This is a genomic window from Tenacibaculum litopenaei (assembly GCF_964514025.1).
GTDB lineage: Bacteria > Bacteroidota > Bacteroidia > Flavobacteriales > Flavobacteriaceae > Polaribacter > Polaribacter litopenaei.
The window spans coordinates 258,797-282,406 of record NZ_CAZEQT010000002.1; the positions used below are offsets into that span (position 1 = coordinate 258,797).

Consider the following 23,610-nt stretch of genomic DNA (forward strand, 5'->3'; position numbering starts at 1 on the left):
TCTAAATATTTCGTTTTTATGTATTTCATTCAGCAATTCAATTCCGATATTGTCCAATTTCTCTGTATGTTCTCGATGAGATTTAAGTTCTTTTAAACTCATTGTTACATAAGGATAATATTCTTCGTACCATTTTTCCAGTCGAGAAAGAAAGTCAGTTGGAATTTTTGATTGGTCAACTTCAATCATATAATCTCCATTTTCAAGAATCAGAATACCATAACATTTGGCGAATGGTTCTGCCGCTAAAGTCAGTTTAATTTCTTCTTTCATTTTGCAGCCATTAATTTTTCATATATTCTTTTTCGTTCTGATTCGTTTTTTGTGTTGTCGAACAAGTCAAGAGCTCCAAACCAATATAATCTCTCGTTCATTGTCATTCCACCAATTCCGTCAATTGCAGAGTATTTAAATTCAGACCAAATTCCATAAATTTTATCGAAGTCAGTTTGCTTTTCAAACCAGGTGTTTCCAAGAAATCGTTCAATATTCTCCCTTAATTCAAACACATTCCCTTCATCAGTTTTCCAGCTCTCTAAATTGTTAAGTAATTTTTGAATTGAATCGTCTTTTGAAATTTTCTGAATATTACTTGTTAACTCGTCTAAGTTCATTTTCTGCGGTCGGTTTGGGCATTATTTACAACGGTCTCGTATAACCGTCAGTTACGGGTTAAATTAGTTGTTTCTTTCTTTTGATCACTAGCGTTAGCAATTCCGAGTGGATTCGGAAGTAGTCGAATCCGCCGTAATTGTGGTTATACATTGTTGTAAGCAGTTTTTTATTGTCCATATATCGCTGCTAAAATCAAAGGAATGGTTATTAAAACGGAAATAATAGCTGGTTTTATCCAACTTCTTTTTCTGTGCTGAAGTTCTTTTCCGATAAATTTATTCCAGAAATATTCTGTCAAAATCCCACCACCTGCAATATTAAAAATCAAAGCAATGTTGCCTCCAATTTTTAATGAGTTCACAACGACAAGGGTAATAATCGTATATAAAATTCCAAAAATCAAAACTTGGATTCTTCCAGTTTGATTTTCGGTTTGCTTCATATTATACATTAGTAATACAGCTCCGAAAATCGTCGAAAATAACCCAGAAAACACCATAATTACTTTTTTTGAATGAAGTTCAGGTGCATTTGGGACGTCAGTTATATTGTTTTTCTTTTTGTGTTCCTCGATAGTTTTTTCACGAGTAATTTCTTTTTTCTCTTTTTCTATTTTGATTTCGCTTTCAACAGATTCCAATTCAGGTGTATTTCCGTTTCTTTCTTTCAGAATATGAATAGAAGCTGCGACAGCTTGTTCATTGTAACTTTTTTTGTTCTCTAAAATATATTCTAATTCCGAGTCAGTTTTATGTTGGAACTTTTCAATAAATCTATTTTCGCTCATTATTTGATTTGGTTCGATTTTGTTGGATCAAATTGCTTACGGTCTCGTATAACCGTCAGTTACTGTTTTTAAGTTAGGGTTTTCGGTTAAGCACCGTGTTTAGCAATTCCGAGTGGATTCGGACGTAGTCGAATCCGCCGTAATTGCGGTTATACATTGTTACCAAACGGTTTTTATAATCCGACATAATCAGTTTCTTTTATTTCCAATTTTCCAAGTCGGTTATTATTTATTTTAATCAAATACCAAACTCTCCATTGATTGTCCGTATCAGGAACAGCCAAGTCGGAAGTCAGATAAATATTATTTCCTACAATGCTGTCAATTTCGGTTGAGAAAAGATTGCATTCTGTATAAAATTCAGGAATCAGTGATTTTTCAAAGTCAGTTCTGTCGATTTGTTTTTTATCCACAATTGAGTCGGTCAAAAGTTTAAAATCAGTTACCATTTTGTGAGAATGGTCTAAATAGAGTTTTTCTCCGTTTTGAGATAAATTTCTAACAATAGAACTATCGTTTAAACTATAAGTTTTTAATTCAAGAGTGTGTTTTAAGTCAGATATTTTAAATTCTTTTTTACTAGAAATAGTGTCAAGAATTAAAGCCCAATAATTATTAATTGTATCCTTTTTCTTTTTTGACCAGATATTTTCCGCTTCTTTTATTGGTTCAGATTTTGTTTCTGCTTTTAATTCCGTTTTGGGCATAAATTCTGGTTGGGTTTTGTCCGACTTTTTTCGGTCGCAACTTGATAGAATTGAAATTGTTAATATTAAAATCAAAATTTGTTTCATCGGTTTTCAACTGTTTTGTAACGGTTGGGCTATGGTTTCGTTACGGAATGGTACGCGAGTATCATTCCGCTGTAACCATAAATTTAGCAAAAAGGCTTGAAATTCCGATTAGGAATTTCAGCCGCAATGAACTATAGCCGTTGTTGCCCATAGTTATTTATTATTCTCAATAGCATAGTCTTCCTTAAAAGCCAGGTTTTGATTATAATCAGTTAAATTCGATGTCGTTTTTTCTGTCGAAACAATTTTTAATTTGTCTGCTTTTACAATCGCTTTTGTGGTACGGTAAACTATTTCCTTTTTAGGAACTTCGATTATTGTTATTTCTGCGAAATTTGGCAGTTCATTTTCTTTAACATTGACAGTATTACTTTTTGTAATATAACCATACCTTTTGTCGCCATCTGTTAGTAAATATTCATAACAGAAAGAGGCTAATTGATTTCGGTCAGGAATTTTATTGAATGGAATTATTAAGAAATTTTCGTCATTCAGTTCCAAATCCAGCTTTTTGCTCTTGAGTCCAGAATCATAATCATAAACCAATTCAATGACAATCTCTTTATTTCTTAAATCAGAGCTTTTATCGGTTTTAAAATTCAATGTGTAGTAATTGTTACTGGGCTTATTTACAAACTTGAGTCGAGTATCATTTTCGATTAGTTCATATTGGTCGGAAAACACAAGAGTATCATTTTTCCTTTCCCAAGTTCCATAATATTCTCTCCAAGTTAAGCAACTTGACCTTGATGGAAAACTCCGAAATTCAAATTCCGTTTTTGATGTTAGAGTAATTTCGCTTATTCTTTCATCCCAATCTAACACAAAGTCTCCAATTGTATCCTTTGCTCTTTCATTATTCACAAATGATATTGGTGTATTCTGTCCAAAAACAGGATATCCAATCAGAAGTGAAATAATTATTGCAAAGATGTTCTTCATAATTGTGGGCAACGGTTCACGTATAAGATTTGTAACGGCAAAGTACGCGAGTACTTTCCGTAGTTACTCAAAAATAATAAAAAAGCATGATTTTCCGTTTAGGAAAATCTGCTGTTATGAATTTTATACTTTGTTGGCAAACGTTTTTTAGAATTTTCCTTGGTTGTAAATTTCAAATTCAAAAGTTTCACTTAATTTGTGATTATAAACTTTTTGAAGAATTTCTAATGTAACTTCTTTAGCTTCTTGTTGGTTTGTTCCAAAATTTATCGAGTAACAAGGTATTCCATTAGCATCATAATATTTAAATTTCTTAAAAATATCAAGGCTTTTAAATTTCTCTAATTTGTTTTTTTCAGATTCATCGAAAGGTAAATTGAGTGAAAAGTTAAAGGCTCTATCAGAATTTTCAATTTCGTTTATAGGTTTTCCTAAACTCATTGGAATTAACATTCCGTGAATTAATTGAATAATGACAACATTGTCTTTAGCAACATTTATTAAAAATGCGTGATTTTTTCTTTCAAATTTTTTAGAGGTCAATTCTATAGTTTTTTTTAAACCAATATCTAATTTTTCCATTGTTTGAGCTTTTCCTCCTATGTTTATTCCTAATAAAGTTAAAATTGAAAGTATTATTTTATTCATTAATCTTGTTCTAAATGTTTGCACAACGGTTTTGTGTATGATTTTTTGTGGGAAAAAGACGCGAGTCATTTTCTGATATTGCTGAAAGATAATTAATAAGATTGAATTTCCGCCAAGGAAATTCAGCCGCAATTAACTATGCGCCTTGTTGTACGCTGGTTTTTCATTCAGTCAATTTATTTTTAATCAAGTAATCTAATTCAGTTTGATATTTTTTTCTCCAATCTTTTCCGTTTCGCTTATTCAGATATTTTTCAATTTCAGTATGATAAGATTCGATTCCACGTAACTGAGCTCTAGTCACAATACATCCAGTATTTGATTGGTGAAATCCATATTTTTCATTTAGAGAAATAATTGGAACTCCATAATTAAAATCAGGTATTCCAACTTGAGCAATTCTAGGTTTATCTCGCCAAGAATCAATTTTAGCCGTTAAGTAGTTATATCTAGTCAAGAATCCGAATTGCCACAGTAATACTACTATGAATAAAATTCCGAAGCCGACTTTTATTTTTCCGTTTCATTTTTTCAAATTGCGTAGAACGGTTTTGGGTATGGTTTCGTTGCGTCTCCACTAAGTTAGCAGATAATCAGAGCCCCATTGTTCATTGTTGGCAATAGTTATTTTTTATTCAGTTTGTTTGTTATTTGTTCTATAAATAATTGCTCAAAATCTTTTAGTTCCAATTCCTTAACATAATCAACGTTTTTTTTCTGAACTCCAAAAAAGCCTCGTGCTTCGGTAACAAAAAATAATATACTGTCAAGTTGAACTTTTGTTTTGCCATTTTCGGTTTCTGAAATTATGGTAGATAAAACTATTCTCGTTCTCTTTTCTGGCAATTCGATTACTGCCTCATATTTTGGGTCATTATCACTTTGATAATATTTAAACATCTTTCTTAATAGAGAGTCTTTTTTTATTTCAAATTCTGTTTCGTAAGTCGATTTTAAATTTATTTCTCCTCTTTCTTTTGGTAGAGTAGTTGCTATAAATGCAAACGAGCAAATTCCAATTATAAACTCTTTTGGCAGGAAGTTTATTTTTTTAATTCCACTTTTATTTTTAATTCTATAACGATAAGAAAGTGGTAAAACTAAAAGAGCAATTAAATCGGAATAATCTACTACACGATTTATTCCGATTCCGATATTGTTTATAAAGTCAATGGTAAATTGAGAATAACTGCTTTTCCAAAAAATGAACAAAATTCCAGTCAGAATGTAAACAGTTTTGACTTTGTTTTTAAATAATAGACTAACAAAATAAGGGAAGGCAAAAAGTCCAACGAAATCAGATAGTTTTCCAGTTAGGTAATTATGATATTCGTATTTTAAGTAAAAGTCGTTTACAAGTAGTAAAACAACAGAAATCAAAAATAATTTTCCGTAAAATAGTTTGTCGTTTTGCACTTCGTTTTAATTACTGCCAACGTTCTTGTGTATGATTAGTTGCGGGAAAATCAGCAAGATTTTTCCGCCGTAGCACTAAAGTAATTAATTCGAGTGAATTTCCGTTGAGGAAATTCCGCCGCAATTAATTATACACTTTGTTGCCATTAGTTATTTTATATCTGTTGTTAGCTTTTTAATTCGTTCAATTAATTCAGTTTTTAATTCTACTGTTTCTCCTTCATTAGTATCATTTGCTAAACTAATAAGTGAATATCCAATTTTTTTAAGTCTGTCCATTTTGCTTCCAGATTTTGGTGACCATACCGTTCCTGTTTTTAATGGTCTATCCGCTACTGAAAAATAGTAATTAACTCCGTCAGGTCCCATTAATTCTTTGTCTGGATACTTTCGATGAGCTATTGCTTTTTTAAAAAGCTCCTTATATAGTTTCATATCAGATTCTGATATTTCAACTTTCTTCTTATTAACTTTTATAATTTCCTTATTTTTTTCTGTGTACCATATACTTTTTGTCATTTTATGATGCACTATAAAATACTTTTGTTTTTCCTTTTCTATTGCTACGACTTCTTCTACAGAAAAGGAAGGGATTATCAAAAATCGAACTTCAGGATAATCAGACATTCCATTCATTAACACTTTTCTCACGAGAGAATAGTATTCAAATTGAAAATTATAATCATCAAATATACTTTCAACTGGTTCTAAATTGTCATTTTGAGCATTGAGATTTGGAATACAGAATAAAAGTCCAAATAGTATTATCAGAAGTTTGTTTTTCATAATTAATGGCAACGTTTTGGCTAAGCTGCGTTTTAATTCAGTTTAGGTGTTGTTGTAACACGTTTTAATTTATAGGTTCTTTTTCCAGTTCTTTTATCAGGTTCAATATCTTTTCGTTGATTTTAATATTGTCTAACTGGTCTATTTCTCCTTTTTCAGTATGTATATGGACTCTCTCACTTCTGAACTCAAAAGCTAAAAATGGCTGATGCTCAGATAATCCATGTCTTCTTGATTTCGAAAGCATTAATGTGGTTAAAGATTGACCGGCACGAATAGTTTTGTCAAATCCTTGATTTACTAGAGCATTAATCAGCTCAATTATTTTATTCTTGTTAGGAAGGCTATGCTCTGGAAAGCCAGAGTAGAATCGTTTGATAGATTTCCAACTCTCTATAAATTCTCCTTTTATACCTTCTCCTTTCTCGTAGCTTTTAGTTAAATCATTTACCGGAACCCATGAAAACTCTTTGTTTAAAGAGGATGGAGCCTCTTGGTCAATTAAATATCTCTTAAGAACTTCCGCTGTCTCGTTTCTTTTGGTTTCTGTTTCAAACAAGGTACACCCATCCCAAGTGAATCCAAAATATACTTCACCATGGTTGCCAACACCAGTAGACCAACAGGATCTACTATCGGTTGATATTTCGTATCTGACTATCCCACTTCCCTGGTTTTCCAAGACTTTTCTAGTATTAGCTAAATCTGGAAACTCATTTATCCATTCTCTCTCTAATTTTTGAAATTTTCTAAGATTAAGATCAACAAAATCAAACTTATATAAATGTTCCTTGGATTTATTGCCTAGCCATTCTTTTGTCGACTCAATTAATTCTTTTCTATTGCTGGTTCTGCCGCAGGAAATTTCTTGGTCATTAGCAAAATAGGTAACTATAAATTCTTCAGTTCTTCCTTTCTCATCAGGATGATATGAGATGTCACAACTATAAATTGAAACCTTGTGGTTTTCAAGTTTTAAATTGCAATACCAATGGACACCAGCTCCTTCCAGATCTATCACTGGCTTAATCTCAGAATCACCAAAATATTGCTTAACCTCTCCCAGAAGTGTTTTTGCTATTTTCTCTTCTTTAAACAATGTTTCGTCTAATGTGTTACAACGGTTTTGTGTATGATTTTTTGCGTGAAAAGGACGCGAGTAATTTTCCGATGTTGCGGAAAGATAATTAATAAGATTGAATTTCCGATGAGGAAATTCAGCCGCAATTAATTATATACGGTGTTAGGATACGTTTATATTCCATATTTTATTTCTCTTGTTTTAATCATTTTTATCTTTTTCTTTTTTAATTTTCCATTCTTGGTTTTAATTTGACTAAATTTTTTTTTTGAAATCCAATTTTTTCTTTTGTCATACTTATATTCAATTGTATAACAAACATTATCGTTTTCATTCAGCCTTCTCTCCCAAAAGATTAAATCTCCATATTCATTGTATTCATATTGAGTCTTATGTTTAAAATCTTTTGAATAATCAATAGAGTGAGATTGTGTTATTATTAATTTTCCTTTGTTATTGAATTGCGATATTTCTACTGTATTTTCATCTACATAATACTTTGCTTTTTCGTAACCAATTAAATTCCCACTTCCATTATAGTTTGCTAATTGTACTAAATTGCGATTGGTGTCAAACTCATATTTTGTAATGTTCAATATTTTATTATTTGAGTTAAATTGAATTTCTAGACAATTTCCAATGGAATCATATTCATATGTTGTATGTTTTTTTTGATAGCCAATTACATTAATCCAATGTTTATTGTCTAATCTGATTCTTCTTCGTAAACTATCATATTTATAGATATTCAGCCAGATCAGTTTGTTCTCACTATTAAACCTTTTTAAACTAATGAGATCCATATATTTATTGAATGTTTTATATTCAATTTCTCTTTTTACACCATTTTTATTATAAAATTTAGTTTCCTCTTTTATTTCGATAAAATTAGAGTTCTTGTCATATTTGTAAAAGTTTGACAAATAACTTCCAATTGATTGAGAGTAAATTTTAGAAATAGAAATTAATAAAAGAAATGTAATTAGCTTTTTCATAATTCAAATGTGCCCTAACGGTCTCGTATAACCGTCAGTTACGGGTTTAAAGTTTTTGTTTTTCGTTTTAGCATAGAGGTCAGCAATTCCGAGTGGATTCGAACGTAGTCGAATCCGTTGTAATTGCGTTTATACATTGTTAGCGGTAGTTTTTATTATTTCTAATTCTGTATGTCCTGAGCAAATTTTCTAGTTTTTTAGGGCTTATATTATAGTCGTCAATTTTCAATTTTTCAAATCCGTTTTTATAGTCATAGATAAGATAAAATTCTTTGTTTTTTCCAGAACCCTCCATTACAACTTCCTCATTCTTTATTTCATTCCAACTTTTGAATTCAGTATTAATGGTTTTAATTCCATTACTATCTAAGGTTATTTGTGGATTTGTGTCTAAAACTTGTTTTAATTCTTTAAATCCGAAATAACCTCCAATTAAAGCTAGTAATGTTCCCATAATATAGCTGTCAGAGTTCATTAATAAATAAATTCCACCTACTAAACATAAAAGCATAATAATAAACTCATACGTGTTTTTTATTTTTGAATAGTAAATCACAGATTGACTTGAAACAGAACGGTCTTCTTTGAAAATGTCTTTTTTATCAAATTTTTTCTCCAATTCAGCCCATTTTTGTTTGTCAGAATTTGTTTTTATTTCTGTTTTATTAAACCAACTTTTATCTTTCCAAATTAGGCCTTGCTGAATTGCTTTCTTTTTCAATTCGTGGACATTTCTAACATTTTCAAACGCCCAAATCCGCCATTTAGTAATTCCATAACTCCAGTATAACCAAGCAAATAAAAATCCAATTAGAAAACTAACAGCTATTCCCCAGTCGGGAATTAATTTTTCACTAAAAAGATACATTGCGAGACAAGGTGTTCCCATCATTAAAAAGAACACTGGAACATTAATCACTAAATGTCCTCTTTTTATAGCTTTATCAACTGTTATTTGTTTTCTCATTAATTTTGGTTCAAATTACCGCTAACGGTCTCGTATAACCGTCAGTTGCGGGTTAAATTAGTTGTTTCTTTCTTTTGATCACTAGCGTTAGCAATTCCGAGTGGATTCGAACCTAGTGGAATCCGTTGTAATTGCGGTTATACATGGTTTGGCTTTAGTACTTTTATTTTCATTCGTTAAGCAATTTGTTAAATCTCCATTTCTCAACCTTTTTAATTCTAAGTATCCTGTCAGCAATCTCAGAATTATATGAACATCTTGAATTATTAAATCCAATCCAGTTTGGAAAGAACTTTTTCGCCATTTTAAAAATCGATTCATCAAATTTTTTAGAACGCATAACTCCGACATTATTATTAGGTCCGACAATTAAATTCATCCTATGGTTAAGAACGTACTTAAAGGCGTCCTGTAAATGATGATTCCGACAATCCCATAATCCTTCATCTTCCCAAATAAAGGCTCCTGACATTGTTTCGTATTCCATTTTTGGGTTGTCAATTCTAGACTCCGTTGGTAAGGTTTCCTTATTTCTAATGAATGTAATCCAAATCCATATTTTTAAAATAATATTCATTAATAGTTATGAGTTGTGTCTTAAGGCAACGGCTTCGGTTATGATTCGTGTAGCATAGGGAAGCAGAAGCTTTCCGATAAAGCACTAAGGCGAAGCATTTTGTTTACTGTTAATTTTTTTTTTGTTCATAAGTCAAATCAAAATGATTTAACGACCTCATAAAAATACATTAACTTCTGAATTAAATACTAAAACACCGTATTAATTATAGCCAATGTTGGTAGCTTTACTTTTTCAATAGTTTTATTAGAGGTTCACGATATTCTTCATCTTTTTCATTCAGATAAATTATTTCTTTTGTAAAATTGAAATTAACAAATAACGCAGCATAATCTTCTTCTCCTTCTAAGAAAATTTTAAAGCTACTTTCTCCACTTTTATAATTAGGTTTTTCTTGATTTAGATTGGCACAAGTAAATATTTGAGAATCCTTGAGAGAAAGGTTGTTATTTTTAAGAGCATATTTTTCTGATAAAAAACGTAGCAAATTATCACTTTCCTTTCCCTTAGAAATAAATATAATACCTTCTTTAAGAAATATGTTTTTAGGTTCTCCATTAACAAAACCTGGAGGAATCCCTTTCTTCAATTTTACAATCACTCCAATAGTATCATTATTTACAGTTGCACTTGTGTTATATTCAATATATCCATCAGATTCTTTGCTATTAATAATGGAGAGAGGGACATCAACAAATCCGTCAACTGATTTTAGATTTGTTAAGTCAATCATTGTAGGTGTATCATTTTTACATGCTAATAAGCCAAATGTAAGTATTGATAAAAGAAGTCGCTTTTTCATTTTAATTGTTTTTTTTGGTATTGCTACTAACGGTAAAGTATAAGGTCAGTTGCGGGTTAAATTAGTTGTTATTTTCTTTTGTTGACTAGCGTTAGTAATTTCGAGTGACTTCGAACCTAGTTGAATCTGCCGTAATTGCGGTTATACATTGTTACACAGTGTTATTAATTTTCATTTCGTATTTCTTTTACTCTTTTCTCAATCCATTCAATATCATTCTTATTTTCAGGGATAAACCCATGGATTTCACCATTTTCCATGTTAACGCTTACAAAAATCCGATCAGAATCATAACTCCATTTTTTACTTAGTAGCTCATATGTCCAAATTAATGTTTTTTTAGTCTCTTTATCTGTTTCTATTTTTGTTCGTTCAAGTAATTTGTAGGCTAGTTTCTCTTTGTTTAATCTGAGTAATACATCACAAGCTTTTAATCTTACTTTTTTACTCTTATCATTCAATGCTTCTAACAATAAATTATCTATCAATTTTTTGGGTTTATCATAAAGACAATTTGTTATGATATTTAATCTTACTTTTGAAGAAGAATGTTTAGATAATTCTTTAATAAGGTTCATAAGTATTTCATTACTTTCAGCAAACCTATTAACATGTTCACCCAATCCCCAACAAATTGTATGATTAAGCTCTAATCCTTTTTTTAAATTCTGTAGATCGGTAGAGTCAAATTGATTGTAATAGATATTGTAAATTGCGTCTATCGCATTAGAAATAATAGGTTTACGGTTTTCTTGGTTTTTATTCAACCACGAGAAGTATTCCTTTTTTAACTCTTTTTTTTCTTTTGGTAGATTCATTTAGTTGTTTTATGACAGTCAAAATTTCTATGCATTTACTTATTGTAAAGTTCCGATTGTGTTCGTTTTGTACAGGTCAAAGTCAACTTCAGTTCCAGTTTTGGCCAAAAAGTCAATCACTTTTTTGTTCAGTCCGAAATATGGTGTTGAAGATTCTGGATTGACATCAATGTCGATTACAAACTGAATTCTTGTTGTTAAATCAAATTGATTTTTCAGCCTATTTATGATTTCCGTTTTAGGTTCTAACATATCAATCAGTTCTTGAAGATATTTTTCCAAATCAATTTCGTTTCCTGCGTCAAGTTGATACTTCCAAGCAGTTGATTTTGGAATAGGTTCATTTTTTATCATCACAGAATTTGGAGCCATATTCATTTCATCCGTTATTTTTTTGGTGTCAAAATAGTCGGCATCAAAAGAGAAATACAAGTAGTTCTTGCATTCATGTCCGCTATAAGTTAATTTCTCGTGCATCTGTTTGTGTATGGTCAGTTAAGTGTTTTGCAACTAATTTAGTAATCATTCAGGAGTCAGAGAAAATCCCAAAGAAATTTCCCAAATTAACAACGACCAAAGTGATTCATTATACACGTTGTTGGTGATAGTTTCTTTTCTTGCAAATAATATAACATTCTTTAAAAGAAATGACTAGACCACAGTGTTTTAGTATGCTGTTGAGACAATTAATATAATTAGAGTTTCGTTTAATGTCATGAAATTTTACTAAATACTCAAATACTGCGATTTCGTACACTAGTTTAAAGTCTGTTCCAATAAAAAAAACTTCTGATGAAGATTCTTGACTAGTTTCCTCTAATAAAGAATCAAAATAATCTTCAATATGGCTAGCATCATAAAGTTCATCGATTTCGGAATCCAAAAGATTAAATAAAGGCTGTAGTTCCAATAGTTTTTTATACTCAGTCCACATTTCTTTTAAAAGTTCTTTAGATACATCATTTGTTCCTTCAAAGAGTATTTGAAGGTTTGATTTGTTTGGTCCTAAAGATCTTTTATGTGCTAAGTGAAATCTACTTTCTATCATGTAAAGCATCCAAAACCCTGGACTTGTCATAGGGAATTGCCAATCCCAAGAGTTAACAGCTGTAAACTCTTTAGAAGACCAATGGTTGAACTTTTGAATAACTTCATTAGCATTTTCATAAATAAAGTGTTTTGGGGGTATGTTAAATCCAAATTCCGTATAAAAATTCTCAACTGAAGATAAAGCTTTTCGTTCATTAAAATCACTATTGTCGAACAATGCTATATTCAATTTTTCTTGTAAAATTTCTTTAAAATCGTTTTTTCTTAACATTTATTCTAATTATCGGTAACGGTTTCGTATAAAAATAGTGGATACTTGGTATTGCACTCACGTATTATTTTATTCTTTTTACCAGCTTTTTTAATTTCACATTTTTTTTAGTGTTGACCAAAGTCCATTAGTATCATTATCTTTTAATTTGGTCTCATTTTCGCCATTGCTTTTATACTTAGTTGTAGGTCGTTTTTTTCCGATTATTAATTTGTCTTCAAAATTAGGAATGGCGTCTAAATCATAATTCCAACTAGTAAACATCAGCTCTTCTAATTCTCTTAAATCGTCAATACTCTCGGTATTTTCTAGTTTGTCCAAAATAGCTCTCGACGCGGCAAAAGCTAAAATGGTCGGGTTCGTGTCTGTAATCAAGCCAGTTGCTTGAATAACTGTTACTTTCAGTCCACAATGATTTTTTAGTTTATTGTAAGCGTAACTAATTCCATTCTCAATTCCTTTTTTCCATTGATCATAGCCTTTATCAGGAACAATTTCTTCATATCCTTGACAAATCCATCCACTTCCTTGGTAATTTTCAATTAATTCAAGTCTATTTGTTTGTGTCAATTCAAAATTTAATACCACTTCACCATAATGAGGTAGTCCATTTTTATATTTTGCTACTTTATATCTCGATTCAATTTTTGGCATTTCAATTTCATGTTTAAGTTCAACTTACTATAATTTAATAACTTCAAATCTGAGGATTTTTGTTGCAATTTTTTCGAATTCAGTTTTTCATTCTGTCCATGAGTTCAATTCCATTTTAGCTAAACCCGTATGGAATTCCATTACATCCTTTTTATCTATTATTAATCCTTATCAATCGCATACAATTTGTTTATTTGAGGTTAAAATACATACAGTATACTAGCAATGGTGTGTTGGCATTGTAATCTAGCATTGATTTAGCTGCATTCGTTGTGGTTTTTGCCGTCTAGCGCTACGATCATTTTTATCTTCTGTGCCCAATCGTTGTCAGTAGGTTTGATGCTCCTCCTTTTAAAATTTATGAATGTCGTTTATTTGGTTTTTTGTCAGTGTTTTAGCGAAGCTGTGTTTTAATACATTTTCGATGGTGTTACAGGGAGTTTTATCCTATTATTTGTTGATGTCTGTTATTTAAGTTTTTCCAATTCATGTTAGTTGTTGGATACTTAAAGTTTCTGTAAGCAAGAGACATCTGTCTAGCCGCCTCTTTTGGGGGCATTCTACCCGTTGCTGTTCCCATCCCAGGACAAAGAACCTTTTCTATTCTAGCTTTTCCAGCCTTGTTATGATTAGCGATAGCAGTTAGCATAGCAAAAAAAGCATTATAAACATTATCTGTTTTTGAAATATCCGTTGGAACACGCATAGTTGGAGTATGAGCTAAAAATGGATGATGCTCATTTTCCGTAAAAACAATAATTGAAGTTCCAACAGGTTGCTCTCCATAAAACTCTTTTTGAATTCTTTTTTGAACATTGTATTGAACCTTCATACCGAAGTAGTTTCGGATTGCTAAGTCAATTCCTCCATCCATTAGACCAAATGAATTTGCTGGGCTGACTAGACAGTCAAATTCTCTTTCTAGCTCAAATTTTCCATTCACTATACTGACTTCAGAAAACTCATCAAAGGAGCTCTTCCATTCTTTACATAATTCATTTTGAACATCTATTAAGGTTATTTCAAACAGTTTTGGGGATATAGACATTATTTTGTTTTTTGCGATTTTTATTATAAAGTTAATTAAAAGAAAGGAACTTTTGGCTTAATGAGGTTTGTCCAATGCATATATCTACAAGTAGCGATACATTTTGTTAGGTAACGTTTTTCATTTAAATAGATTTTTAACTCTTATCCAAAATCCTTTGTTCTCAGTGAGAACTGTTGTTTCTGTATTCTGATTCTGTTTCGCGTACTTTTTTTGTTTTTCCAGTTCTTTTATAAAATCAGGCGTGTCTGCTAATAACATTTCTTTAGAGTAAGCTACCTCGTCATCCAAGTAATAAATTAGCGCATTACATTTTTCAATTAACACAACAGAAATAAGCCCGATAGACGCTCCGGCCGCAAAGTCCGCACCCCAATTAAAAGAAACTACAGTATCTTGGTCAGTCAAATCCTTTTTGATAAAATCAAAATCAGTTGTTATTTCTTTCGGTTCTTGAAAATAGATATCAAAAAAGGTTTTCTGTTTATTGATTTTGCATTCAAGTCCGTCAACGTCATAAAAGTTTTCAAAATCATCAAGAATTTCGAATTCATATCCGAGTTCACGAATGGTTTTTTCTATTTCAATTTTGTTTGGTAAATCAGCTTTCTTTAAAAAAGCTACTTGTGTCATTGACATATGTGTTTTGTTTAATGTTGTCTAAGTTTAACTGTGTGGCAAGTAGGGCAGTAGAAAACGATAAGCTTTCAAGTCAGCTCTGAGTCACATTTTTAGTCTTTCTGAAATTTGGTCAAATTTTTTTTCTCCGAGTTTCGATAAAATTTCTTCTTTATTAGATTCTAAAAGGCTTATAAATCTTAGAAATTCGGTTGAATTTTTGTTCCAAAATTTCATTGGTATTTTTGATACGGACTCTAATACATCGCCTTCATATAATTCTCCTTCGATAAGTACATTCTGTTCAAGTTTATCCAATGCTATAGGAATCAAATATGCAAGTCCAATTTTTTGTGAAATCAGAAGACGGATTTGTGCTATTGTCAATTCTGAAACTTTAATTTTTCTGTATTCAAAACATTTTTTAACCAAGGCGGTTGGGAATTCTGAAGGTTTTTTCCAATAGTCGTTTTCTAGTTGCTCAATTGATTTTGAACTCATTTTAAGCTGTTCTTTGTGTTAATTCTAAATCTGTAATAGGTTGATTCTCTAGCGTAATTAATTTCAGCACGAAGTAAATACTTGATGAGATCTCTGGTTTTTAATTTTTCAGTTCGTCACGATATAGTTGCGCTAATGCAGATCGTTTTGTTTTGTTATTGAGTACATGCTGTAACCATATTTGAGGTTGCTCTGTAGCACTTTTAAATACTTTGTATTTGGAATCATTGAATTCAGAAAAATCATACCAATTTTTACCGTGGATATGTTGAAGAGCATAGATCGCCATTTCTTCATGAGTAGTACTAAAAAAGGGACAAGTATGTACCTTAGTCTTTGCGGTATCAGAAAGTTTAGTGATTAGAAATTCAGTCAAAGCTGTTTTCTCATTTTTCGCAAATTGTTTCCATTCCTTTTCACTAAAAACCATAGTCGGAATTTCTCTCTTTTTTTCAGAGATGTACTGAGTACCACCCAGACAGCCTCCTTTTTCAAAAACCATATAATTCCACTGTTCAGCAATTGATTCGGTATGCTGCGATACCGTTAGAGGAGTCTCTTGGATCATTTTAGCCGTTTCAATATTCGATTCACATTTAATTTTGGTTTGTCCTTTAAAAGAAATCAAAGTGAAGAACAGTAGCAGTATTTTTAACTGATTTTTCATTTTTTTTTGGTTTGTGTACAATGGTTAAGTTATTAATATGAACAAGGGGTTGTGGTAAGTTTAGCAAAGACAAACCGAGTAGAACAACCGACTCGATTTACGGAGTCGGGCAAGAAGGAGCAATGCTTCATAGTATTGCTGCAGTGCATCCTTAATTTTTACCAAATTGTTTACTTTTCTTCTTTATAAATTCAACTATTTCATTAAACTTTTCTTTACCAACTTCTTTTTCTCCCAGAATATACGAAGGTTTGTATCCAATTTCGAGATCAAGAAAAAGGTTTTTATCAATTACCTGATAATTTTTGAAGGCATTCCATTTAATTTTTGTGTCATATTTATAATTCTTGTAGCGGAAGTATTCTTCATTAAACTCCAAAATTGTACTTTGTCCTGCAGATTTTTGTCCATCGATTTCAGAATTGGTTAGTTCAAAATGTTTAGTTTTAATCGTTTTATAATGGCGATAATAAGTATAAAAGTTTATTAGGTAGTGTATTCCGATTCCTAGCGAAAAGAAGCCTAAATTATTTTCTTTCTTAACTAAGAATATTCCGACAATTGTTAAAGGAATTGCCCAATAAATTCGTTCCTTATTTTTCTTCAGATTTTTATTCCAGAATTGGTTAAAGTACAGTGTAGTTTGTTCTGAATAGATGTTTTCGTCAAATGGTATTTCTAATTTCATTACGTTTTCTAAATTATATACAACGGTTTGGTAGGATCTTTAGTTAGTTGTTCTGTCTTTATTCATTGGCGGTTTGTAATTTTGGTAAATATAGTTTCCTATTATTACTTCAAATCCTTTTTTATCCATAGCATCGGTGATATATTTCTTTTATTCTGTTTGGTATATTTCAATTAACCTTATCGTATTATCAAATTCTTCAAGTTCTTGATCGATATTTACCAAATTTTCAAATTGAGCTATATAGGTATATCGGAACCTACTTTTTTGAACGGTTGTTGCTAGGTTAAGATATGTTTGATAGAAATCTAATTCAAAAGGTTTATTATAATCTGTAAAAGTCTTACAAAGGTTCTTGTTGATGTTTAGTCTCGCTTTAATACTTTTACCCTTATGTATAACCTCTTCTAAAGCCAACTAAATACTCAGCCTTATAAGCTTTCGTTTTCAAACCTTTGTTGTTTTTTATATCATTATTTGATTTAATACCAGCTTTTATTCCAGAAAACTCTTCACAAATAACGTGTGTTAATTTGTTCGTTTGAAGTGTTGTTTTAGGGAGCTCTTTTGTAAACAAAACGCTTAGAGGATTCCGTTAGTCTTTGTACATCTCTAAAACGACTTTCACATTATCGTTATTGAGTTCTTTAAGTCTTCTAATTGCATTTTTTGATTTTTCTGAGTCAATCATTTTTAAAGCGTGGACACATTTTCTTAAAGTGGCTTCTAATTCATCATCAAAGGGTCTGAAAATTTCTCCTTTCAGAGCAATGTCCATAATTGGTTCAACGAATCGATCGTCTTTTAAACCTCCGAAAGAAATGGCACTTATTAGGTCTTCGTGTTGAGTATGCCATTTTCCATAAAGAGCTTTTTCAATCAATTCATATTGACTAGGATCAAAATTTTTATAATTTTCGAAATTTAAACATTTAATTAAGGTTTTTTCGTTTTCTTTTTCGACTGCTATTTTTAATCTATTTTTCGTTCTTATCAATCGCATACAATTTGTTTATTTGAGGTTAAAATACATACAGTATACTAGCAATGGTGTGTTGGCATTGTAATCTAGCATTTATTTGGAGCTCCTACCATTTTTCTTTTTTAGAAAATCTATATTGAATACCGACCAGATAAACAATAGTAAAAAAATGAGTAGGAAGTAATTGATGTAAACTTTTCCATTTAAAAAATACCCGAGCAGTACCAGTAGTATTGGAACTCCAACTGAGGTGATGCATAAAGCGTAATGGATAATTAGCGCTTGTTTCAGTTCTTTTTTAGTTAGGTTGGTGTATATTTTGTCTAACATGATTGCTGTTTTTTTTTCAGTTATTATTAGTAGCTGCTAGCAAACGAACAGCTCAACTTTACTCTTATTCGCTGTAGAAATGTTTGTTGATTTTTTTTATTCGACTATGGTTGCAAATTTATCCATGTTGCGTTCGATGCGCTCAGTAATTTTTTGGTATAGCTTCTTTTTAAACGCTTTTTCGTAGTAATAAAGTTCGATTTTTTGAGCTGATATTAACTCTTTATACCCTTCAGAGAATGCCTTCCATCTTTTACTCCAATTTTTTGAATCGTCATTAAAGACCGTTTTTAGGTCACCGATTTTCGAAGATTTTCCACTTAATTCGTCCAGAACGTTGTGGTAATCTTTAGTGAGTGTTGTCATACCTAATTCTTCAAAAGTCTCAGCAACGGAAATGATAAACTCAGGACGGTTGAAAATAAATTGAAAAACTCCACCATTGTCAGTATCTCCGTTAAATGCTAAAAAAGCCCAAAATATCTTTTGTTCGCGATTTAGGGTATTCCACAACTCCTTTTCATCTGCTATTCCGCTTTTTTCTATGGATTCATCAAAGAGTTTATACATGTATTCCCACAATCTATTATCGTATTCGTCAAACTCATTCCAGTCAAAGTTTGATTTTATCGAATCCAGCCATTTTTGTGAAATTTGGATGGATATGATCCGATCATTTTGGTTTCCATCATTCAATGAATAAAAATTAGGTTTCATTTTTTCAGATGTAGATGTAATTGCGGATTGATTTTTGTTTTGTCGGTAATAAATTAGGAAAAGGAGGGCAATGATTGTCCCACAGACTATTTTTAGTAGTGCTTTGTCAAAAGGTATCACGTCAGTGTAGTTTATTAGCTTTTTTTTTGTAAAGTTACTTAAAAGGATGGAACTTTTAGAGATTTATAGGTTTTTCTGAAGGACAAAACTTTTTTGAAATTGCTAGGCGAGAGCAGTATGGATACCGAATGATTTGTAGTATTCAACAACTCGTTACTAGCCTTACTACTTTTAGTTGGCAGGTGGTCTCCTTAGCTTCGATTGCATTTAGGATTTTAGTTTTATTGTTCAGGTTTCCGTTATCGCAAATTCATTCGAATTGAGGAGTTGGTTGTAAAGTAGGACAGTTTATTCGTTTGCATCATCCTAATCATCCTCGCCAAGCTGTAGTCGTATATTCTTTTCTCTAGCGAAACTTATGATAGAGATTATTGTTAACACGATCGATCGAAGGCTACTAGGGTTGGACTGGCAAAGTAAATTGCGTATCCTTATTACAGGCCTATTGCTTTACAATGACCCTCCATCTGGCCAATGTTTCCAATGAGAATTTGGCTTATGTGTAGGGTTGTAAAATACTGTTTCTCCAGTTTCTAATACTTTGGCGAGTTGTTGAAAGGTTTCGTTAGTACTCGGAAGTTCCGAATTCGCACAATCTGGATGATACCATTCGGTAAGTTCCATGATTTTTGGTAAATCTGATGGAATGCGTTCTCTTATTTCCAGGTCTGTAGCTTCGAGTTTCTTATTGTATTCAGGTACTAGGCCTCTCATAAATTCCCAAACATAAATTTCGTTTTCTTCTTCGAGTTCGATTCCTTTCTTCAGATAAAATTCTCTGTTGTGATTAATTCGAAATTCTTCTCCGCGCAAAAGCATGGTTTTGGCCTGTGGGTTTAGGCTTTCCATATATTCTTCGTCGAAAGTCAGGCTCTCTGGACTGTTATCCGTTAGGTACAAAAAGTTAGCATTGTCTGTTCCGGGGATAGTAGCGATACTGTTTCCAAAAATGTGTAGGCAGTTAGTAATTCCATTGTGTCCTCCTCCACGATAACTAAATCCGATTACCTCGATGAGTAAAACCCATCGTTTTTCATCTCTGTAGGCACTCAATTTGGAGTGAATAGGATAAATATATCCATTGTCTAACATTGGAAAGGTGAAATTTTCAGCGCATTGATCGAGCTGTTTTAAAATTTCCTGTGCTGAATATTCTTGTTTTTTTTCAGAGCTATAGTGGTTCATTGATGCTTCTTTTTTTTTTCGGAAAAATAGTAAATATTTTTTATGGCTTGCAGTGGAAAATCAGTTGAAATAAAAAAAGTGAAATAGTTTAATGGTATTTACGGGGCTTTTAATTTTTATTGTCTAAATCATTTGGTAGTTGACGAAGCGACCTTCAGACATGTCTGTTCATGTATAATGTTGTAGGTATCGTTGTTTTGAGTATTTTAAAGGGTAGCCTTACTGAACAGTTTTGGTTCTTTAGAACAGTGAGATTTAGTTGCATTCGTTGTGGTTTTTGCCGTCTAGCGCTAAGATCATTTTTATCTTCTGTGCCCAATCGTTGTCAGTAGGTTTGATGCGTATCATTTTAAAATTATAGTTTTTGGCTTCTCGTTCAACACCTTCTAAATCATCAATATGTATGTCAAAATTAAAAGCAGGCGGGAATTTGGAGGAATGAATAGCACGATTTTTTTAAACACGTCGGTTTTCTGTCTCATTTACGATTCGATTTATCGTTATTCCATAGTATCTAAAAGTGCGTTTGATACTTCTTTTTGACCGAAACGAGGTTGTGTATCTATGAATTAGATGTCCTTGGAGTTGTAAATCCGACATCAATGCTACAGTTCCTTTTCGTATTTCTTCAATCCCAAGAAATTTAGCAAAACGACTTACTTTTTCCGTTTCAAATTCTTTTCCATTTGGAATAAGCGTACTGTCAAGATCAAAACTTATATTCATACTAGTTTCTATGGCTATCGTGTTTTCTTATTTAGTTTTCCTTTCTTTTTTCTCTTGAATGGCCCATTTTTTTAATTTTTAGTTTAAGGAGTAGTGACCGACTAATCCAAGAAACATTCCAAGTGGCATCCCAATTAAAGTTCGAATAAATTCTGTTGGATTTCTTCTATAATCTGGTAAATAGGCCCAATATAGGAAACCACCAACTCCTATAATTAGGAGCGCTGTAAGTATTGTTGAATTCATAGGTTAAATTTTTTTACTTGTATTCTTAAATTATTCAATTTTTTTGTTTCAAAGTTATTGAATTTACCTGGTTTATGTTTGTTAGCTGTTGTTTTTTAGCAAGAAGAGCAACTCCCAACTCTGTGTTTAACAAATAGTTTTTTCTCTGTTTTGTCTGACAAATAGAGGATCAATTCTATACCAGCATAATGAACAGAAGTCCCAATTAACATATCAAGTCGGTTATCTCCATTCAAATCTCCAATCCAATAAAGATAAATTCCACCTTCAAATCCACCCGCTGACCAAGAGCCAATATTTATTTTAACTAAACTCTCATTCCTTTTTTCAGAAGCGACTCTCAATTCATAATCTTTAATTCCTTTAAAGTATGGAAATACATTGTTTTTAGTTTCTATGACCTTCCCTTTTATATATATCGAATAGTAGGTACTATGCTCCTCATTCGCTACATTGGGAACTTTGAAGATTATGGTTTCTCCAGGATACATTTTACGATCAATCCATCGACCATTGGTTGAATCCTTTATAAAATCCAATCCTTTGATTAGAAATTTCGGGGTAACAGTATTACTGGCATGGTGTTTTTTTATTTTGAAATTGGTTATTCCCTGCTTTTCCTTTGCATAGACAGCGAAATAGTCAGAAAAATCAATTTTTGTTTCTTCCCGATCACTGCCTTCGTAGCAGTTCATCAATACTACTCGAATAGGGTTTTTATTGTCTAAATTTTGTGAATAGCAATTGAAATATATGAACAGTGAAAAAAATAGGATTCTTAGGTTCATAGCTTGTTTTTACGTTTTAGTGTGTTTGGAGTTTATGTCGAGGCCGTTTATGTTGTCAACATGCGTTTTTAGGTAGCGCTCTTTTATAACTTTTATATGGTTCAGCTCATGGCCAGCAATATGATAAACCATAGCGCGCACTGTTCGTTCATTCGAAGGATTTCCGTTGGCATCGAGCAGCTTCCCTTTACGCAGTAAAGCGGCTTCTGGCAAGTATTGAAACAGTTTTAGGGTAGCGAGTCTTACTTGCCAGTACTCGTCAAAGATGCTGTCTAAACTTCGCTCGTTGGCAGCTGCGTACGCGGCATACTGTTTTTCTTCAAAGCCAGGAAGTACTGTTTGATCATTACGAGCATAACACAAAGCACGGTAAGTGAAAATTCGTTCATCGTCAATATTGTGCACTAATATTTCCTTAATCGTCCATTTATCTTTGGCGTATACATAGCGAAGTTGTTCCTCGTTTAAAGAAAAGATGAGTTCTTTTAGGGCAATGAAGTTGTCGTGGAGTACCCGAAGTATGTCATCATTTGTTTCAATAAGATCGAAATAAGGTTGAGAATAGGAGGGGTACTCCGTTGGTTCAGGTCTTTTTATTTTTCTAAATGCTGTCATCATAGCAAAGTAATTTGGGAATGAGTTAGTTGCGGAATTTGTAGAGAAAGATAAATCCTCCGGTAGCTCCTCGGTTTTTAGGAGAGTCAATCCATAAATTCAAATCGTCATAGCGATTTAGGTAGATGTCAACTACATCTTTGTACTGCTCCTTGTCAATACTACTTTGGGTTTGCGTAATTAATTGGTAGTAATTATCGAGTATAACCAATTGTTGCAAATCGATAGTTTTACCGTAGTCCACGATGCCTTTTTTACTTGCGCTTTTGACAGCGAGGTAATTACGCGAGATTTCTTTGCGTTCTTGCATGAGGTTGTTTTTGTTGAGGGTAAAAATAATATCACTTTCGATGCGGTCCTTGTCGAGGCTGTATCGAGTTATGTGATAGGAGTTGTTGTCTATAGTTAGACGGACGTAGTTTTTATAGGTCGCCGCATTTTTTTCCTTCTTGGTCACTAGCACAGCGTTCTTCGTATAGGTGAATTTTAACGCATAGGTATGAGTATCCCATTTAGGATCTATTTGTACAATTTCTCTTAGAACGTCATTAGCATCGTAGATGTAAGTTTTGGAAAAGAGAAGTTTTCCGTCTTCATAGTGAGAGGTGAATTTTTTAAGTAGGTCTCCTTTAAAGTATTCATAGGTTTGTTTTGAGTACAGCTTATCTCGTTCGTAATAATCACATTCATAGGTATTAGTACCTGTTTGACGAAAGAGGTACTTGGTAACCCCGGCTTTAATTTTTGCTACCTCTTGTTTATCGTTATAGTGAAATTCTTTTTTACCCCTGTATTTGGTACGCTTCTGAATACTATCCCAGTTTTTTTCTTCGACTAATGCCAACGCTTTACGACTGGTATGTTTTTCAATATCGCGTAATTCTAAAATATAAAGCGTTTCAAGCGCAGGGTTTTTTGAAAGCTTTTTTCGAGGATGAACTCTGTGCGTGGTAATCATAGGAGAGTATTTGCTACCGTAAAAGTAATGTTCATCAATGTATTCTAAGATTTCTTTGCTTAGGATGCTTTTTGAAGTTTGAGCATATCCGCTGCCGAAGAGTAATAAGAAAAAGATGATTATAAGTTTATCCATAAGACTAGGGTTTGTAGTTATTGAAAAATACGAATATTTTGGTTGATGTACTAGCTTCATTTTAATAGCTATTTATGGTGGTA

At 32.0% G+C, this 23,610-nt stretch carries 30 protein-coding genes; all 30 read right to left on the reverse strand.

Translation table 11 applies throughout. The annotated features are described in order from the left end of the window. Positions 1-269 precede the first annotated feature (269 nt). The 30 genes from ACKTS5_RS03925 to ACKTS5_RS04070 all read right to left on the reverse strand — a co-directional run bounded on the left by ACKTS5_RS03925 (position 270) and on the right by ACKTS5_RS04070 (position 23,527). Entirely contained in the window at positions 270-614 is a 345-nt protein-coding gene (locus ACKTS5_RS03925) for a hypothetical protein (RefSeq protein ID WP_408042535.1), read from the reverse strand. A 167-nt stretch (positions 615-781) separates the two neighbouring features. After that, positions 782-1,402, reverse strand: coding sequence for a hypothetical protein (locus ACKTS5_RS03930; protein WP_408042536.1), 621 nt, complete (start codon positions 1,400-1,402; stop codon positions 782-784). A gap of 173 nt (positions 1,403-1,575) precedes the next feature. Beyond that, positions 1,576-2,196, reverse strand: a complete 621-nt coding sequence (locus ACKTS5_RS03935; RefSeq protein WP_408042537.1) for a hypothetical protein — start codon at positions 2,194-2,196, stop codon at positions 1,576-1,578. A 153-nt stretch (positions 2,197-2,349) separates the two neighbouring features. Continuing rightward, positions 2,350-3,138 (reverse strand): hypothetical protein, encoded by a 789-nt coding sequence (locus tag ACKTS5_RS03940; protein ID WP_408042538.1) that lies wholly within the window; start codon positions 3,136-3,138, stop codon positions 2,350-2,352. Positions 3,139-3,285: 147 nt separating this feature from the next. Beyond that, positions 3,286-3,786 carry a hypothetical protein gene (locus ACKTS5_RS03945; protein ID WP_408042539.1) on the reverse strand — a complete coding sequence of 167 codons (501 nt, stop codon included), beginning with the start codon at positions 3,784-3,786 and terminating at the stop codon, positions 3,286-3,288. Between the two features lie 163 nt (positions 3,787-3,949). Continuing rightward, positions 3,950-4,243, reverse strand: coding sequence for an FEKKY domain-containing protein (locus tag ACKTS5_RS03950; protein WP_408042540.1), 294 nt, complete (start codon positions 4,241-4,243; stop codon positions 3,950-3,952). A 167-nt stretch (positions 4,244-4,410) separates the two neighbouring features. After that, complete coding sequence (locus ACKTS5_RS03955; protein ID WP_408042541.1) at positions 4,411-5,202, reverse strand: hypothetical protein; 792 nt, start codon at positions 5,200-5,202, stop codon at positions 4,411-4,413. Between the two features lie 150 nt (positions 5,203-5,352). Next, entirely contained in the window at positions 5,353-5,988 is a 636-nt protein-coding gene (locus ACKTS5_RS03960) for a hypothetical protein (protein ID WP_408042542.1), read from the reverse strand. Between the two features lie 64 nt (positions 5,989-6,052). Next, complete coding sequence (locus ACKTS5_RS03965; protein ID WP_408042543.1) at positions 6,053-7,087, reverse strand: hypothetical protein; 1,035 nt, start codon at positions 7,085-7,087, stop codon at positions 6,053-6,055. Between the two features lie 155 nt (positions 7,088-7,242). After that, positions 7,243-8,064 (reverse strand): hypothetical protein, encoded by an 822-nt coding sequence (locus tag ACKTS5_RS03970; RefSeq protein WP_408042544.1) that lies wholly within the window; start codon positions 8,062-8,064, stop codon positions 7,243-7,245. A 139-nt stretch (positions 8,065-8,203) separates the two neighbouring features. Further along, on the reverse strand, positions 8,204-9,031 hold the full coding sequence (locus tag ACKTS5_RS03975; RefSeq protein ID WP_408042545.1) for a hypothetical protein: 828 nt from the start codon (positions 9,029-9,031) through the stop codon (positions 8,204-8,206). 169 nt (positions 9,032-9,200) lie between these two features. Further along, the gene (locus tag ACKTS5_RS03980) at positions 9,201-9,608 is read right to left on the reverse strand and encodes a hypothetical protein (RefSeq protein ID WP_408042546.1); all 408 of its coding nucleotides are present in this window, start codon (positions 9,606-9,608) and stop codon (positions 9,201-9,203) included. 226 nt (positions 9,609-9,834) lie between these two features. Next, the gene (locus ACKTS5_RS03985) at positions 9,835-10,410 is read right to left on the reverse strand and encodes a hypothetical protein (RefSeq protein ID WP_408042547.1); all 576 of its coding nucleotides are present in this window, start codon (positions 10,408-10,410) and stop codon (positions 9,835-9,837) included. A 164-nt stretch (positions 10,411-10,574) separates the two neighbouring features. After that, a complete protein-coding gene (locus ACKTS5_RS03990) occupies positions 10,575-11,228 on the reverse strand; it encodes a HEAT repeat domain-containing protein (protein WP_408042548.1) in 654 nt (217 codons plus the stop codon). 39 nt (positions 11,229-11,267) lie between these two features. Continuing rightward, positions 11,268-11,705 (reverse strand): DUF4279 domain-containing protein, encoded by a 438-nt coding sequence (locus ACKTS5_RS03995; protein WP_408042549.1) that lies wholly within the window; start codon positions 11,703-11,705, stop codon positions 11,268-11,270. A gap of 109 nt (positions 11,706-11,814) precedes the next feature. Then, positions 11,815-12,549: a hypothetical protein gene (locus ACKTS5_RS04000; protein WP_408042550.1), complete on the reverse strand. Its 735-nt coding sequence runs from the start codon at positions 12,547-12,549 to the stop codon at positions 11,815-11,817. A gap of 96 nt (positions 12,550-12,645) precedes the next feature. Next, complete coding sequence (locus ACKTS5_RS04005) at positions 12,646-13,203, reverse strand: hypothetical protein (protein ID WP_408042551.1); 558 nt, start codon at positions 13,201-13,203, stop codon at positions 12,646-12,648. A gap of 442 nt (positions 13,204-13,645) precedes the next feature. Then, entirely contained in the window at positions 13,646-14,251 is a 606-nt protein-coding gene (locus ACKTS5_RS04010; protein WP_408042552.1) for a macro domain-containing protein, read from the reverse strand. 120 nt (positions 14,252-14,371) lie between these two features. Beyond that, on the reverse strand, positions 14,372-14,884 hold the full coding sequence (locus ACKTS5_RS04015; RefSeq protein ID WP_408042553.1) for a hypothetical protein: 513 nt from the start codon (positions 14,882-14,884) through the stop codon (positions 14,372-14,374). Positions 14,885-14,974: 90 nt separating this feature from the next. Further along, on the reverse strand, positions 14,975-15,370 hold the full coding sequence (locus ACKTS5_RS04020; RefSeq protein ID WP_408042554.1) for a contact-dependent growth inhibition system immunity protein: 396 nt from the start codon (positions 15,368-15,370) through the stop codon (positions 14,975-14,977). Between the two features lie 100 nt (positions 15,371-15,470). Further along, positions 15,471-16,037: a hypothetical protein gene (locus ACKTS5_RS04025; protein ID WP_408042555.1), complete on the reverse strand. Its 567-nt coding sequence runs from the start codon at positions 16,035-16,037 to the stop codon at positions 15,471-15,473. Positions 16,038-16,188: 151 nt separating this feature from the next. Continuing rightward, the gene (locus ACKTS5_RS04030; protein ID WP_408042556.1) at positions 16,189-16,725 is read right to left on the reverse strand and encodes a hypothetical protein; all 537 of its coding nucleotides are present in this window, start codon (positions 16,723-16,725) and stop codon (positions 16,189-16,191) included. 391 nt (positions 16,726-17,116) lie between these two features. Continuing rightward, positions 17,117-17,302, reverse strand: a complete 186-nt coding sequence (locus tag ACKTS5_RS04035) for a hypothetical protein (RefSeq protein WP_408042557.1) — start codon at positions 17,300-17,302, stop codon at positions 17,117-17,119. A gap of 18 nt (positions 17,303-17,320) precedes the next feature. After that, a complete protein-coding gene (locus ACKTS5_RS04040) occupies positions 17,321-17,728 on the reverse strand; it encodes a hypothetical protein (protein ID WP_408042558.1) in 408 nt (135 codons plus the stop codon). A gap of 72 nt (positions 17,729-17,800) precedes the next feature. Then, positions 17,801-18,037, reverse strand: a complete 237-nt coding sequence (locus tag ACKTS5_RS04045) for a hypothetical protein (RefSeq protein ID WP_408042559.1) — start codon at positions 18,035-18,037, stop codon at positions 17,801-17,803. Positions 18,038-18,133: 96 nt separating this feature from the next. Then, positions 18,134-18,754, reverse strand: coding sequence for a DMP19 family protein (locus ACKTS5_RS04050; protein ID WP_408042560.1), 621 nt, complete (start codon positions 18,752-18,754; stop codon positions 18,134-18,136). Positions 18,755-19,324: 570 nt separating this feature from the next. After that, the gene (locus ACKTS5_RS04055) at positions 19,325-20,059 is read right to left on the reverse strand and encodes a DUF7003 family protein (protein ID WP_408042561.1); all 735 of its coding nucleotides are present in this window, start codon (positions 20,057-20,059) and stop codon (positions 19,325-19,327) included. Positions 20,060-21,126: 1,067 nt separating this feature from the next. Then, positions 21,127-21,819, reverse strand: a complete 693-nt coding sequence (locus ACKTS5_RS04060) for a hypothetical protein (protein ID WP_408042562.1) — start codon at positions 21,817-21,819, stop codon at positions 21,127-21,129. A gap of 9 nt (positions 21,820-21,828) precedes the next feature. Continuing rightward, positions 21,829-22,437, reverse strand: coding sequence for a DinB family protein (locus tag ACKTS5_RS04065; protein ID WP_408042563.1), 609 nt, complete (start codon positions 22,435-22,437; stop codon positions 21,829-21,831). Between the two features lie 22 nt (positions 22,438-22,459). After that, positions 22,460-23,527 (reverse strand): hypothetical protein, encoded by a 1,068-nt coding sequence (locus ACKTS5_RS04070; protein ID WP_408042564.1) that lies wholly within the window; start codon positions 23,525-23,527, stop codon positions 22,460-22,462. Between the last annotated feature and the right edge of the window lie 83 nt (positions 23,528-23,610).

Bases quoted from the DNA above. Each gene is read 5' to 3' on its own strand.
- ACKTS5_RS03925 (WP_408042535.1), bottom strand. From the start codon at position 614: ATGAACTTAGACGAGTTAACAAGTAATATTCAGAAAATTTCAAAAGAC.
- ACKTS5_RS03930 (WP_408042536.1), bottom strand. From the start codon at position 1,402: ATGAGCGAAAATAGATTTATTGAAAAGTTCCAACATAAAACTGACTCG.
- ACKTS5_RS03935 (WP_408042537.1), bottom strand. From the start codon at position 2,196: ATGAAACAAATTTTGATTTTAATATTAACAATTTCAATTCTATCAAGT.
- ACKTS5_RS03940 (WP_408042538.1), bottom strand. From the start codon at position 3,138: ATGAAGAACATCTTTGCAATAATTATTTCACTTCTGATTGGATATCCT.
- ACKTS5_RS03945 (WP_408042539.1), bottom strand. From the start codon at position 3,786: ATGAATAAAATAATACTTTCAATTTTAACTTTATTAGGAATAAACATA.
- ACKTS5_RS03960 (WP_408042542.1), bottom strand. From the start codon at position 5,988: ATGAAAAACAAACTTCTGATAATACTATTTGGACTTTTATTCTGTATT.
- ACKTS5_RS03970 (WP_408042544.1), bottom strand. From the start codon at position 8,064: ATGAAAAAGCTAATTACATTTCTTTTATTAATTTCTATTTCTAAAATT.
- ACKTS5_RS03975 (WP_408042545.1), bottom strand. From the start codon at position 9,031: ATGAGAAAACAAATAACAGTTGATAAAGCTATAAAAAGAGGACATTTA.
- ACKTS5_RS03980 (WP_408042546.1), bottom strand. From the start codon at position 9,608: ATGAATATTATTTTAAAAATATGGATTTGGATTACATTCATTAGAAAT.
- ACKTS5_RS03985 (WP_408042547.1), bottom strand. From the start codon at position 10,410: ATGAAAAAGCGACTTCTTTTATCAATACTTACATTTGGCTTATTAGCA.
- ACKTS5_RS03990 (WP_408042548.1), bottom strand. From the start codon at position 11,228: ATGAATCTACCAAAAGAAAAAAAAGAGTTAAAAAAGGAATACTTCTCG.
- ACKTS5_RS03995 (WP_408042549.1), bottom strand. From the start codon at position 11,705: ATGCACGAGAAATTAACTTATAGCGGACATGAATGCAAGAACTACTTG.
- ACKTS5_RS04000 (WP_408042550.1), bottom strand. From the start codon at position 12,549: ATGTTAAGAAAAAACGATTTTAAAGAAATTTTACAAGAAAAATTGAAT.
- ACKTS5_RS04005 (WP_408042551.1), bottom strand. From the start codon at position 13,203: ATGCCAAAAATTGAATCGAGATATAAAGTAGCAAAATATAAAAATGGA.
- ACKTS5_RS04010 (WP_408042552.1), bottom strand. From the start codon at position 14,251: ATGTCTATATCCCCAAAACTGTTTGAAATAACCTTAATAGATGTTCAA.
- ACKTS5_RS04015 (WP_408042553.1), bottom strand. From the start codon at position 14,884: ATGACACAAGTAGCTTTTTTAAAGAAAGCTGATTTACCAAACAAAATT.
- ACKTS5_RS04020 (WP_408042554.1), bottom strand. From the start codon at position 15,370: ATGAGTTCAAAATCAATTGAGCAACTAGAAAACGACTATTGGAAAAAA.
- ACKTS5_RS04025 (WP_408042555.1), bottom strand. From the start codon at position 16,037: ATGAAAAATCAGTTAAAAATACTGCTACTGTTCTTCACTTTGATTTCT.
- ACKTS5_RS04030 (WP_408042556.1), bottom strand. From the start codon at position 16,725: ATGAAATTAGAAATACCATTTGACGAAAACATCTATTCAGAACAAACT.
- ACKTS5_RS04040 (WP_408042558.1), bottom strand. From the start codon at position 17,728: ATGCGATTGATAAGAACGAAAAATAGATTAAAAATAGCAGTCGAAAAA.
- ACKTS5_RS04045 (WP_408042559.1), bottom strand. From the start codon at position 18,037: ATGTTAGACAAAATATACACCAACCTAACTAAAAAAGAACTGAAACAA.
- ACKTS5_RS04050 (WP_408042560.1), bottom strand. From the start codon at position 18,754: ATGAAACCTAATTTTTATTCATTGAATGATGGAAACCAAAATGATCGG.
- ACKTS5_RS04055 (WP_408042561.1), bottom strand. From the start codon at position 20,059: ATGAACCACTATAGCTCTGAAAAAAAACAAGAATATTCAGCACAGGAA.
- ACKTS5_RS04060 (WP_408042562.1), bottom strand. From the start codon at position 21,819: ATGAACCTAAGAATCCTATTTTTTTCACTGTTCATATATTTCAATTGC.
- ACKTS5_RS04065 (WP_408042563.1), bottom strand. From the start codon at position 22,437: ATGATGACAGCATTTAGAAAAATAAAAAGACCTGAACCAACGGAGTAC.
- ACKTS5_RS04070 (WP_408042564.1), bottom strand. From the start codon at position 23,527: ATGGATAAACTTATAATCATCTTTTTCTTATTACTCTTCGGCAGCGGA.